General features: G+C 56.7%; 10 protein-coding genes. 3 read left to right on the forward strand and 7 right to left on the reverse strand.

What is annotated here, in order from left to right; translation table 11 throughout:
- The 5 genes from ACK59L_RS20435 to ACK59L_RS20455 all read right to left on the reverse strand — a co-directional run.
- The coding region (locus ACK59L_RS20435) for a hypothetical protein (protein WP_409275681.1) at positions 1-875 on the reverse strand (875 nt) is incomplete at its 3' end.
- A gap of 9 nt (positions 876-884) precedes the next feature.
- Complete coding sequence (locus tag ACK59L_RS20440) at positions 885-2087, reverse strand: hypothetical protein (protein WP_409275683.1); 1203 nt, start codon at positions 2085-2087, stop codon at positions 885-887.
- 8 nt (positions 2088-2095) lie between these two features.
- Entirely contained in the window at positions 2096-2947 is an 852-nt protein-coding gene (locus ACK59L_RS20445; protein WP_409275685.1) for an SH3 domain-containing protein, read from the reverse strand.
- Between the two features lie 24 nt (positions 2948-2971).
- The gene (locus ACK59L_RS20450; RefSeq protein ID WP_409275687.1) at positions 2972-4240 is read right to left on the reverse strand and encodes a hypothetical protein; all 1269 of its coding nucleotides are present in this window, start codon (positions 4238-4240) and stop codon (positions 2972-2974) included.
- 637 nt (positions 4241-4877) lie between these two features.
- Complete coding sequence (locus ACK59L_RS20455; protein WP_409275689.1) at positions 4878-6065, reverse strand: hypothetical protein; 1188 nt, start codon at positions 6063-6065, stop codon at positions 4878-4880.
- A 963-nt stretch (positions 6066-7028) separates the two neighbouring features.
- On the opposite strand from ACK59L_RS20455, the gene ACK59L_RS20460 reads away from it, so the two are divergent.
- From ACK59L_RS20460 to ACK59L_RS20470, 3 genes are all read left to right on the forward strand, one after another.
- Entirely contained in the window at positions 7029-8114 is a 1086-nt protein-coding gene (locus ACK59L_RS20460) for a hypothetical protein (RefSeq protein ID WP_409275691.1), read from the forward strand.
- 211 nt (positions 8115-8325) lie between these two features.
- Positions 8326-8874, forward strand: coding sequence for a DUF1523 family protein (locus ACK59L_RS20465; RefSeq protein WP_409275693.1), 549 nt, complete (start codon positions 8326-8328; stop codon positions 8872-8874).
- A 106-nt stretch (positions 8875-8980) separates the two neighbouring features.
- Positions 8981-10243, forward strand: a complete 1263-nt coding sequence (locus ACK59L_RS20470) for a VWA domain-containing protein (protein WP_409275695.1) — start codon at positions 8981-8983, stop codon at positions 10241-10243.
- A 235-nt stretch (positions 10244-10478) separates the two neighbouring features.
- Here the strand turns inward: ACK59L_RS20470 and ACK59L_RS20475 are convergent, their stop codons facing one another.
- Together ACK59L_RS20475 and ACK59L_RS20480 are read right to left on the reverse strand one after the other, a co-directional pair.
- Positions 10479-11663, reverse strand: a complete 1185-nt coding sequence (locus ACK59L_RS20475) for a DUF4236 domain-containing protein (protein ID WP_409275697.1) — start codon at positions 11661-11663, stop codon at positions 10479-10481.
- A 112-nt stretch (positions 11664-11775) separates the two neighbouring features.
- The coding region (locus ACK59L_RS20480; protein WP_409275699.1) for a hypothetical protein at positions 11776-12370 on the reverse strand (595 nt) is incomplete at its 5' end.

A 12370-nucleotide genomic window follows, 5' to 3' on the forward strand; every position in this document is an offset into this window, starting at 1 on the left:
GCTTGGCTAGCGATTTTGTCGTAGGCGCCGACGATGAAGGCGGTCAGACCTGTTTTGAGCGTTTCCTGGACGGCGTCCAGCTCAGGCAGGGCAGCGAACCGAGCTTCGCGAACGATCCGGCCCACCTCGTTCCCATCGATACGGTGAATGACCACAAAACTCATGGTCCCTTCTCCGTCGTCGGAGCGCGTGATTGTTAGATCCAGGTCGACCTTGGTTCCGAACTCCCCCGAGGCTGCAATCAGAAATGAACCCGTCACCGATGATCGAACTGCCATGTTGGCACCCCACGAGTACTTGGGCTTCACAACTTCCCCATGCGGCCCCACCTCATCACCAGGCTGAACCTCATCAGGTACATCGGAGACCAAGACCATTTCTGACCCTAAGTGCGACAGGTACTGGTTGCTCTGGTCCACACCCAACAGCTGGATACGAATCTTGCCGCTTTTACTATCCCCACTGTGGCTGAGCTTCAACTCATCAGCATGGATGTAAGCGCCAGCAGTGCCGCGGCCGACTGTTGATCCAACCTGGTATTTTGCCCAATCAGCCAGGCCGCCTTCTGTGGTCCCATCCAGGGAGGCACCGAATAGTCCGTACAGCCCACGCAGGAACTGCTCAGCTCCATTGGTTCGGGCAGCAACTAGGCGAATCTCAGGGTTCTCGACGGTCAGGTTTCCAGAGAAAATGCTGTAGGAGATGTCACCTTCAGCGAGGACATCCTGGAGGTAGAACCGTTGCTTGAAGTCCTCGTAGTAAGCGAGGGCTTTCTTCTCGCCAGTGTTCATCATGCCGGCGATTGAAGCTCCGCCCAACACCACCATGGAGAGAGCGCAAATCAGCTGGGCCTTTCTGTTTTTTAAGATGGTCATCGTGATGCCTTACTGGATTTGTGCGGAAGCGTTCTTCCAGGCGTTCAGATGCTGCTGGGATACCTCTGGGGTCCAGCTGAAATCGATACCAGCATCGGGAAACTCCCGGCCTAGCACCGCGCCAAATGAAACGCGCTCCGCGCAGCTCGCCTGCTTACAAGGCTCCGGCTCCTCGGCCGAGTAGATCTTGAATGTCGGGACGGCTTTAGCACCCACGAGTGGAGCGACCGGGGTCAGGTTCGCTGCCTGCAGGACGTACCATTCATTCCCGAGCTTCCGATCGGACTTCAAGCGGCCTGGGCCTGGGAAGTCGATTTGATAGTAATCACCTTCATGGCCAGTCACGTGAACCATCATCGGGCTGGCTCTCATTGAACTGCCCGGGTCCATCATGGCCAACGGGGAGCTAAATCGAGCCCTGATCCCTGCAAGCTGTGCCAGCGCCTCACTCTCGTGCCCGCTGGTCTCCTTCAGGCTGGCCTTGAGCTGTTCGTAACGCGCTAGCACCCGAGTGTGCAGGTTTGCCATGCGCTCCATCTGGCGTCGTGCTTCCTGAGCCCGTTCTTCCCCGTCCTCGACTTGTGCGAGCTGGGTGTTACTGAGCACAACCGACCGGTCGCCGTCGGTAGCCACAGCATCGACAACCGCCGCGGGGATTGTGTCCCCTGTCACAGCTGCCAGCTCATCTTGTGCCCGGGCCGGTACCGGCTCTGTTGCAACACTCTGTGTTGTTGCCTCCGCCTTTGGAGAATTCACCCCTTCAGTCGACGCTGCAGTGCCAGCCGTTGATTGAGTTTCAGCTGCGGCTTCAGGTACCACTGTTGAGGCGGCCGAGGAGAGAGCTGTGGTAGGGCCATCTTGGCGTAGTTGGGGTTGCGCCAAGGAAACGATACCCAGGTTCGCAGCGTTACCAAAACCGCTCGCATATGGCTTGCCAGATGCGTCGACGGCTTTCCACGTTACTTTAGCCGCCGGGCAATCTTTCCCGAGGACGACCGGTAGCACAGAAACCAAACGCTCAAGAGTTTGTTGGTTGTCCCACGAGGCCCTCGAGATGGTTAGTTCAATGTCCGGTTTACACCAGGTATCCGCGGTACCAGGGACCTCAACCATGACCTGGTCTTTCTTCGAAAATGCCAACTCGTGAGATAGGGCATCCGGCACAAGACCGAATGCTCCAACCACAGCCAGCGCGAGAGCGCTATATTTCATCGCTGTCCTTAAATCAGTTCCCAAGTGCCGTTGTTCTGCTTGCAGAAGGTGCTCTGCTGCTGCTCAGGCTGGCCACTTGCGGACTTTAGGCTCACAGTCACCGGGCGGCAGGATGTTTCTGCCGCGATCTGCTGGGTCTGCAGAGTCTGGATAGAGTCCAGGTCGAATGCCTGGGTCTCTTTGCTCGCTTTCACGTCCATATCGTCCAAGTGGGCAGCTGGTGCCGCCCGCTGAGCTACGGCCTGCTCTTTCGGCTGTACGTAGGACTTGTGCACGTATCCGACAGTGACACCTTTCCGACCAACCAAAACCCAATCACCCGTGGAGCCTACCGCGGTGAACTCTGTGCTCGGAGCAAGTCCGCCGACCTTTCCAGCCTTCAAATTCGGGGCGGATCGTACATTCACGCTCGACTTGGTCACGTAAGGCTCGTTGATCAATCGCATCGAGGGTACGGCCTGAATTGTAGGGGCGCGCTTGACCTCGACGACTTTGGTCTGGGTGAACTCCTTGCCCTGCACAATTTCAGCAGTCGCCCCAGAATGGTCCGACGCCCAGGTGGTGGGTCGGTTGGGGGCTACAGGTTGGTTGAGGATTTCCTGGGTACGCAGCGCCAAGGCTTGCTGGTCCTTTTCATCGAGACTGGCGCCGATACGGTTACCAAGGTAGCTGCCAAGGCTGCCGGCAATGATGATTGCCACAATCTTGCCGGTGCCCTTACCCATTGCCGCGCCAGCGACAGCGCCAGCCAGGCCGCCGATGATCGTACCGGCCTGCTGTTTGTTGATTCCCAGTTGAGCGCACCCGGTCGTGCTAGCGATGGTGATAGCCAAGCAAGTGGCGACAAACTTCTTACGCACGTTGAAACTCCTTTTTACGAACAGTCACTCTGCTTTAAGCAGTGGCTTGGTGAGGTTGTAGAGCATTGCTTCAGCAGTCATTGCCCAATGAAAAACACCCGCAACCAGAGTCGGCCCGTGATCAATGCTGCGGAAGGCCTTCTTGTACCCTTCAGATTGCACCAGGGCATTGCCGACCATTAGGGGGATAACCACGATTGCAGCGATGGAGACGGTACGCAGCAGCCACTGGCGGCCTCGAATCAGTCCCCGCCGCTCGCAGGCGGACAGGATCAGGCCGACCAGGTTGAGTGCTCCTAGAAAGAGCCCGCTCAACAGCGACCAGGGGACGAACCACATGTTTTTGAGCACATTCAGGCCTTGCTCGCCGCGGATATCGGTGTGCGCAACATCGGTGGCCATGTTGCGGGCGATCTGCGGAAGGTACTTCTCGAATTGCTCACGACTGGCAAGCACATTCATCCCCTTCACGTAGATGGGCCCTAGCGCTTGGCTGGCCATGTACAGGACCTCAGGAGACTGAGCGACCTGCGGCCGACTGCGCAGGCCTGGCTTGATCGCCTGGGCGTATTCAGCAACTGTTGGCTTAAACCCGAGGTCCTCGCCAGGCTTGGGCAGCCGGATGGGTTTCCACTCACTATTGCCTATGCCAGTAGCCCGGAGTGCTTCAAGCTGGGCATACGCGCGAATGATATCCAGAGTGGTTGGAACCACTTCAGCTTGGAGGCGCTCGTAGAGCGCATCGCCGTTGCGGCGTGTGTAACCTTTGAAAACGGCCTCAGCAAATGCTGGGAAATTCCCGTCGATCTTCTCTACGTAGGTCCCCTGCGCACTCATCAAAATCCCGAGGTTTGCAATGAATGCCTTGCCCTCGCCGTGGTCCCGGTAATCCTGATAGGGAAGCCCTGGGATTTGAATGGAATCGTAGAGCAGCCCCTTTTTGGTCACATAGGCGTAAAGGCTGGATACCCGGAGGGTGTGAGGGAATTTCTCAGCGATGAGATCCGGCGCCTCACCCTGAACCCACCACGTTGCAGGAGCGGCGACCAATGTCATCACTCCCACGCTGTGCCAGAGGTACTTCTCTCCTCCCCAACGGCGATGAGCCCAGATGCACACTCGCCAGCCTGTCAGGCAGACGGTCACTGACGCCAGGATCTGGCTGTATATTTCGAGATCCTGCAGTTTCTTCAGCGGTATGTCCGCGCCGGCGACGTTTAGGAGCTCAGCGTTGAAGAGGAGGCCAGCTAGCAAACAGACAGCGTTGAGGCACGCGAGCAAAACTAGGAGCATCCAACGGTTCCTTGTCAGTGTTGGTGTGTAGAAGCGGCACCTGCAGCACAGAAAGCCAAAAGCTTCGTACTATCCAAAAGCAGTGTGCCGAATCAGGTGAGAATCAAGCTTTATCCCTGAACCTAACTGCCGATCTTCTGGTTTCAAGAGGTTCCTATCCTGCTATTGAAGCTCTCAGGCAGTCCGCGGCAATATCATAATGATTTCACGCCAGGGATGTGTCTGAATTGCGGCCCGCTGAGCTTAACCGTGATCGCTAGCCCACACGCTGCTCTGGACGATATAGCGCCAGGAGGGGGTCGACCTCTTCTAGCGGGATGAGGATTGGATGCCTTGAAGGTGCACCAGGTGCGCCAGACCGCCTTTTTCGTTTGAATGCGACAAGTAGCCCTCCAGCTGGCTCCGTAAGAGACCCGGAGGATACCGGCTTCAGGGCATGTGTCATCCCAAATTGGGCGTACAGAATTGGGTCGAGCTAATGGGACTGCGGATGCACGCCCTATACCGCCTTGGGCGGGTGGTTTAGGCAAGCTTGCATTGTGGAGATGTCGCCGGGCAGGAAGATCAGAAGAACGGACAATTTGCGGCGCTAAATGTCCGTCCAACTACACAAAGGTCGGCGCGGCGGATGATGAGCTTACTCAGCAGGCAGAGCGGCCTTTTGCGATTGGGTACCGTGCTTTCGGACGAAGGCCTGCATTGCTGGCGAAAGCGGCCGCTCTATGTCGAAGTCACCATAGGCTTGCAGGAACGATGGCCACCTTGCCTCCAGAAGGCCGGCGCGCCTGTACTTCGGTGCTAACCAAATCCATTGCAAGGACCACTCAGGCCCCTCAACGGCGCCGTCGCGGCGCATGAATCCGCATGCACCCGCAATCGTACCCATGTCGTCTGCAGCAAAGAGCCAGCCCTGCCAATCCTCCCCTGCACGCCTGGTCGAGGAACAATCCCACTGTACAAAGTCGTATTTGAACTCGCGCTTGAACTCAAAAGCTCGATCGCAGACAGCACCATGCATCCAGAGGGGTGAGCCCTGATCGACGAGTTCCCCAGCCCGGCCGAGGGTGGCCAATCGCTCTGCAAATTGCTCATCTGGCTGGGGGGCAATCATCTGCTTCTTACGACTGTGCACCTCACTATGGATGCGAGCCTCCTGCGTGTAATTCGTGGAGTACGAATGTCCGCAGAACTCGCATACCGTGTACTCCTGAGGCTCTGGCTTCCGATACCTTGGGCCCAGGACTTCAAGCCAGACCACAGCGTCCCCGTCCCATTTCATGGTGAAACGGTATCCTGCTTCGTCCTGGTGAGTCGTCTCGGGCCACAACGGGTGTATTGGACCTTGAGCTGCATTCAGCACTGTGCGGCGGCGGCCGACGTAGAGATCATAGAGGACGATTTCAAGCTCATTGCTTGTAAGCACCTCTCTACCCTCAAGATTCTTTGTCAGCTCCCGAACGAGCCGAGACGGGTCTACCTGAAGGCCGACCTGTTGCAAGCCAATGATCAGAGCAGTTGCGTCGACGGCATTGAGAGCTTGAGTGAGAGGGATTTCGTCGTCAGGATCGACCGGGCGACGGCCAATAGACTGCTGAGCAATGTCAAAAAGAACGAGCAACTCTTCGAAGATGTATTCGATGCTTGAGAAAGCTCGTGCCTCAGTGGTAATCAGGTAGTCGCCAATGTCCGTGTTCCTGGCTACTCCCTCCTTCAGAGCCTCACGTTCAAATCTCGTCAGCCCCTCCCTCCGAGCTGAGGTATTGCGCTTTTCAACAAGTATCTCGCACAGCTTGGTAAGTGTTTGGCGTGAAATATTGATGGCCATGATCAACCTAAACTGAGGAAGCCCCGCTTGCTAAAAGCCGGACAGTGTATGGGCCTTGGTGGAGGCTCACCTTGGTCACCACGTGCAATCCAAGAACTACTGATGGCCAGGCTCATTGGAGCTTTGCAATGATCCAAAGGATCTGGCTGCATCTCGGGTCACCCTTCGAACGACCTGCTTAGGAAAAAATCGAACGCCGCGGCGCTGCATCTCAAAGCTCACACTCATCTCACCCGCCATTTTTTGGAGTTTGGGTCTGTCCTCAAACCGCGCGGTTCTTGCCTCATTTGCAAGCAGTCGCAAGGCATGGGCCAGTCCTCCTGTCTTGTGAGCTTTCAAAATGGCCGCTACAGCCGATGGCGCCGCCTAAGGGTGAATACCTGAGAAGAGATCAGCCACCAACTCCAAGCGTAAATGATCAGCTTCCTCAAGAAACCTCAACGCCGGCGGACTGAAGCGGAAAGAAAACTGATCCCCGTCGCTCCAGTACTCCAGCAGAATCGGGGCCCGACTCATAAAACCACCGTGAGTGACATTCACTGTCTCGGATGACAAGTACGCTGCGTACTTGCGAATAGCTTCATCAGGCAACGTACCGTTTGGACTGCCCTTTAGTTCAGGTCGAAATCTCATGTGTCGCCTTAAGCCGGAAAAGTGGGGTCACTTGTCTGCAGGTCTTTCGTCAACCGTGGGTGCGTGCGCCCGGCGGCCAGGTCAATAGCCGCTCAGGCAGACTCCATTGTAACCGCATGCCCAGGCCACGACCGCCTTACGTGGATCAAGCTGTATGCTCAGCGGACAAACCCAAGCCATCCCCGTAGCTAGCTTGTCCTTAATCGTGACTCGAAGACGGTTTATCAGGCAGTAAATTGTAGTGACAAAATGCCACGATGGCTCTTTACTACATCGCCCGCCAGCCGATAGATGGAGGGTCAGGAATAGCTGTCTTTAAAGGAGTTCAAAATGCTTACAAAGGGCGCAATCGCGCTGGTACTGGGTTTGGCCGCAGGAAGCGTTTCAGCAGCAAGTTTCGACTGTTCAAAAGCGTCGGGCTTCGCAGAGACTGAGATATGCCGAGATGGCTACCTATCCGGAATGGATGGAGTTCTCGATCGTACATACAAGAAGGCCGTCGCAGCGTCCTCAAACCCACAGGGGCTTCGTCAATCGCAAAGGCAGTGGCTTCAGATCCGAAATCAATGCCAAGACCAGAAGTGCCTGGATAAGGCGCTTGGAGGTCGGATTCAGGAACTGGAGCGTATAGCGAGTGACGAACGCGTATTGGCAATGAATGCCCGAGAAGAACGGGAAGCCGCACAACGTCGCGCCGCGGACGCCGAGCGCGATAGACAAGCAGCGACCCTGGCGAATCAGCAGCGCCAGTCAGCGCAGATGGCACAACGCACTCCTCCTCAAGCATCCACACTGCCGGCAGCCCGCCCGGGTAGCGCTAATGCTCAACAACAATCGAATCCCGTAGCTACGTGGTTCATCAATGGTCCTGGTTGGAAATACACCCTGGTGCTGGGCCTACTGCTCTCCTTCTGGTCTGTTGTACGCCACCATCGTGGGACTGCAACCATTTACAGCGACTACACCGACGCCTTAATCACTAACCTTCTTCCTGCACTCGGCATCGTCACCGCTGGGGTGTGTAAATGGCTCGAAATGCCTGGCGTCGTTTCCGTTTTCTCGGTGGTAGCTGGCTTCGTCCTCTCGATTACTTATGCGGTCTACGCCACGGTGAAAAACAACAGAGGGGGGCTGAGCATCTTCCTTACGTTGGTGGCGAAGCTGACCCTGATTTCAGTCTTCTATGTCGTCATCGGGATGCTAATTGCCTCGCTGTTCAACGGAGGCGCACGACGCAAGGGCGAATCTCAGGCCAGAGCCGATGCGCGCAATCGGCGTGAGCGAAAGGCGATCATGGCGCTGATTACGTCACTCTCCGCTGCGTACACAGCTCTTACTGCATGGGTTTGTCGAAACCCAAAGTTCACCCCCGTGGGTGAGTGCCTCGAGTTCAATCGGGTGCCTGCACTAACGTAAGCCCCCTCCGCCGTGCGCCACACAGCGCACGCGCGTCATACCCATTAGTGTCAGCCATGTATCAAGGCGGGTGGGAGATCGCTAGGCCCATTCACCCTGATATGGCAGCATCTTCTCCGTCCGACCGGCCTGAAGTAGTTTGCAACAACTCTCCAGCGCAGGCGCCTCAGTTTCCCTGCATATTGCCAATTTCTAAAGAGTGATCACTTAGATGCCCTGGGTAAAACGTTCGCTTGGAATCCTCAGCCTGGTGCTGGTTACGGCAATCGCTTTGTGCCTCCACTTCTACTTGCCGCGCCATGAGGTCGTTCATGTGACTGGCGTTGAGGTGAAGCGCATGGATGCGGATGGTGTGATCAGCGCTGAAAACCCGGCCGATGGTCCAACCCGAGATGTCTATTTCATCAACACCGTTTCTACCGACGCAAAACGTGAGGTAGCGGTCTATCGAAATGAAGATACCGGTTGGGGATTCCCGTGGTACTTCAAATTCGATAGCGCCGATCTGCAGGCTAAGGCCCAGGACTACTCGCGTGACGCGAACCAGCTCGCGGTCATCCGGTATTACGGGTGGCGCTTCCAGATCTTCTCGATGTTCCCAAACATCACCGACATCAAGGCCACAACCAGTACCACGGAGCCTTTCCCAGTTTTCGTATCCCTATTCTTCGGCGGGCTGCTCATTCTAGTGCTTGCGATCACCCTCCTCGTCCGCCGAAAGCTTCGCGCCCGGCATAGGCCAATGGTCCCGAACCAGTAGGCTTTACCTTCGCCGTTATCCCCCCCGGACGTTGAGCTGTGTTGGGCACCGCCAGGACGCCGTCCTGGCTTCTCAACCGCCGGACCTGACTTCTCAAGGACGCAGTATGCAAATCACACAGGGCCAGCGCCTGCCGCTGTCCAGCATAGGTATTTCTGACCGCCTCACGGTTGCGGTCTCCATTCAGTCAAGCAATGTGATCGACGTAGCCTGTTTCGGGCTTGATCAGCAATCGAAGCTGTCCGACGACCGCTTCATGGTGTTCTTCAACCAAACCTCCTCACCTGGTGATGCCATCCGGCTGATTGGGCCAGGCCAGTTCGAAATTAACCTGGGCGCATTGCCGGCAACGATTGATCGATTGGTGTTCACCGCGGCGATCGACGGCGCGGGTGCCATGAAAGACATCTCATCAAGTCGCTTTGTCGTCAGTGGACCTGGCGCACCAAACGCCGCGACCTGTGAATTTTCCGGGAGCACCTTCTCCGTGGAAAAGGCGATTATGGTTGCCGACATTTACCGCAAGGGTGGCGAGTGGCGTATGCTCGCCAACCTGCAGGGCTTCAAAGAAGGCTTGAGCGCGCTTGTGCGCCACTTCGGCGGTGAGGTGAGCGACGAACCCGCGGCCCAAGCACCAGCTGCGCCGCCTCTTGTCCACGCGACGTTCTCACTAGAGAAGAAGGTCGCAGCCCAAGCGCCAGCATTGCTCAGCCTGGCAAAGAAAGCTCAGATCAGCCTGGAGAAAAACAACCTCACCAAGGTGAGAGCGAAGCTAGCCTTCGTGCTTGATGTGAGTGGTTCAATGAATGGCCAGTACAGCCGAGGCAGAGTGCAAGAGGCCATGAACCGGCTGATGCCACTCGCGGTAGCCTTCGATGATGACGGCGAGCTGGATGTTTTTGGGTTTGGGGCCAAGCCAGTTCACCTCTCGCCAGCCACTCTCTCCAACTACAGCGACTACATCGACACTGAGCAAGGTGGTTGGCGGAAGTGGGATGTGGGCCAGCGCGTAAATGACGAACCACGGGCGATGCGCCTCCTGATGGATTACTACAACCAAAGCGGGGACAAAACCCCGGTCTACATCATCTTCATCAGCGACGGCGGTGTTCATGAGAATCGCGCAATCACAAAACTGATGATCGAAGCGTCCTCTAAGAATTTCTTCTGGCAATTTGTCGGCCTGGGCGGAAACGGCTACGGCATCCTGGAGCGACTTGATGATATGCCAGGTCGCGTTGTCGACAACTGCAGCTTCTTCGCTATGGATGACCTCCACGACCTCACCGAAGACGCACTGTACGACAAGCTTACGAAAGAGTTCCCGGGCTGGCTCAAAGAGGCGAAAGCGAAGGGAATCATCAGTTGATACCCTGATTTTTCAGCGAGAACCGTACGAATTTCAGATGTTCCGAATCCTCGCACCAATTCAGCGCATGAAATAAAAATAGCCACCTGATCCGCAAGGGCCGAGGTGGCTTTTTCGTATTTGGTTTGGATGTTCCCGCTGGGCACTGCCTCAGCCCGGCGGATGGATCAACGTACCTGCTTCAGCGTTCTGATTCCCCAAAAGCGCGTACGCCAACACGTAGCCGCGGCTCCCTTCACCCCAGATAGTCAAGGTCAAACGGTTGGATCTCCCGGAAGCGCGCAGCACGGTCCAAGTCGACCCGAGCACCCCAGCTATTCAGCGCACCCACAGGATCTATGTGCTCAATGCGGCCAAAGTCCAAAAGGTCCCAGTCCTCGCGCCGCACGACCACAGACAAGATATAGGGCTCCTCGAGGCGCCCGGTCGCCGGGTCATTTCGTTGAACGTACCCTGACGCCAGGCAGCGATTGATTGCAGGCAGAAGCGCGAATACCTCGCCAACGACCCTGAACAAAGAGCCGTAACACAGCCCCACAAAGTCCCGTCGCACCTGGGCATCACTTCGTATCTTGAAGGTGAGCTTTCCATTACCTTTTGCCTCGGCAGTACGCCGCGGGGTATCACCCTCGTCAGGTAGATCGACATCCAAGGCTATCCCGGCTGCATCGTAAGTGAACTGATAGGCAACGTTCGTTTCCTTGGGCCAGGCTATGCCGCTCAGCACGTAATCGAGCGCTTTCTCCATGTGAGCGCTGAATCCCTTCGCAGCCAGGCGAAAGGTCTTCTCAGCTTCCGAGCGCTCATTGTCATGCGCGTCACGGGCTGCCTCCCACTCCGATAGATCCTGCTGGTAGATCTGCTCGCTGGTGAGGCGGTCAGCCTCGAGCTTGCCAGATCTGAAAATCCTATCAATGAGGCCAGGCTCAACTGACGCCGGCGCCGTCGGAATCGGTATCGAAAAAGGAGGTGGTAATGCCGCCAGACTCCCCGGCCGGGGAGTGCCGACATGAAGACTAAGGCAATCAGCGAGATCTTGGTTCAGCTTCTCGGCAGCCTTGGTAAGCAGCGCCTCAATCTCTGCAGCCTGCTCACTCTTCACACGCCTCACCACTGCAGCAGGTGGCGAGCTACCAGTGTCATCGACAATGGACAGCGTCCCATCATCCTGTACGCTGATCCTGATAGGCCCTGAATAGTCTAATGAACCGGAGCGAGGGGACGTCGACTGGCGGCCGCCATCTAACCGTTGGCGGTAGGACAAGCCCGTCCCGGGTAGGCCGGCATTCAGGAAAGTACCATTGCGCCCCATGGTCATGCTCAGCCCTTTCGGCCCGATTGACGCGCTCACCCCTGTTGCACTCAGGTTCAACCTAAAACCTGGCACGATCGTAATCCGCTTTGAGAAACGTAGACCCATAGCCCTATCCTTGACTCAAGATTTCCAAACTGGGGCGCTCTATCAGCGCGTGGTTACGCATAGTGGCGGCATTGCACGATGACAGACGTACGCCCCCTGTGAGAGCGAACGTTCAAGCACCTGGGAGTTGGACGAATTTGTCACCACTCCACTGGAAGCGCTGAGGGTATGGCTGCGTTGGGCAGCAACGTGGATCCTCATCGCCCTGAATCAGAGCGTCAATGAATATGGTGCGGCTGCCGACATCGCGCGCCTCACGAACGGCGCCACTGATCGCGGCATCGCCACCTTGAGCTTGCCAACCCTCTGGCGCATGGTAGAACGCAGAAAGCGTCTGGTAAGCCGTCTGTGAGCCGCCTGAGCCTTCGATGGTATAGAGCACTGCGGCATCCAACTCACCGTCACCATTCAGATCGACCTGAATGATTTGGCGACCCTCTGGGTACTCTACACCGCCGTCGGTATCGAGCCCCGCGATGTAGGCATTGATTGCACCAGTCAGTTCAGGAAACGACTGTGCTGCAGCAGTTGGTTGAGCCATCACGACTGGGGGTGGGGTCGCAACTGGGTTAGTCAATTGCGGCTCGGCTGGACCTGCTGGCATGGTATCAACGCCGGGGTTAGGCTCCGGCTCGACAGAGTTCGGGCTATCTTTGCCGTTCACGGCATCAGTAATCATTTGGTAACTCCGAAGTGCCTGATCGTCT

Source organism: Pseudomonas sp. KCJK9111 (assembly GCF_046231935.1).
In the GTDB taxonomy this organism is placed as follows: Bacteria; Pseudomonadota; Gammaproteobacteria; order Pseudomonadales; family Pseudomonadaceae; genus Aquipseudomonas; species Aquipseudomonas parafulva_B.

What these genes read in the sequence shown, in the direction of transcription:
- ACK59L_RS20440 (WP_409275683.1), bottom strand. Translation starts at nt 2,087, where the DNA reads ATGAAATATAGCGCTCTCGCGCTGGCTGTGGTTGGAGCATTCGGTCTT.
- ACK59L_RS20450 (WP_409275687.1), bottom strand. Translation starts at nt 4,240, where the DNA reads ATGCTCCTAGTTTTGCTCGCGTGCCTCAACGCTGTCTGTTTGCTAGCT.
- ACK59L_RS20455 (WP_409275689.1), bottom strand. Translation starts at nt 6,065, where the DNA reads ATGGCCATCAATATTTCACGCCAAACACTTACCAAGCTGTGCGAGATA.
- ACK59L_RS20460 (WP_409275691.1), top strand. Translation starts at nt 7,029, where the DNA reads ATGCTTACAAAGGGCGCAATCGCGCTGGTACTGGGTTTGGCCGCAGGA.
- ACK59L_RS20465 (WP_409275693.1), top strand. Translation starts at nt 8,326, where the DNA reads ATGCCCTGGGTAAAACGTTCGCTTGGAATCCTCAGCCTGGTGCTGGTT.
- ACK59L_RS20470 (WP_409275695.1), top strand. Translation starts at nt 8,981, where the DNA reads ATGCAAATCACACAGGGCCAGCGCCTGCCGCTGTCCAGCATAGGTATT.
- ACK59L_RS20475 (WP_409275697.1), bottom strand. Translation starts at nt 11,663, where the DNA reads ATGGGTCTACGTTTCTCAAAGCGGATTACGATCGTGCCAGGTTTTAGG.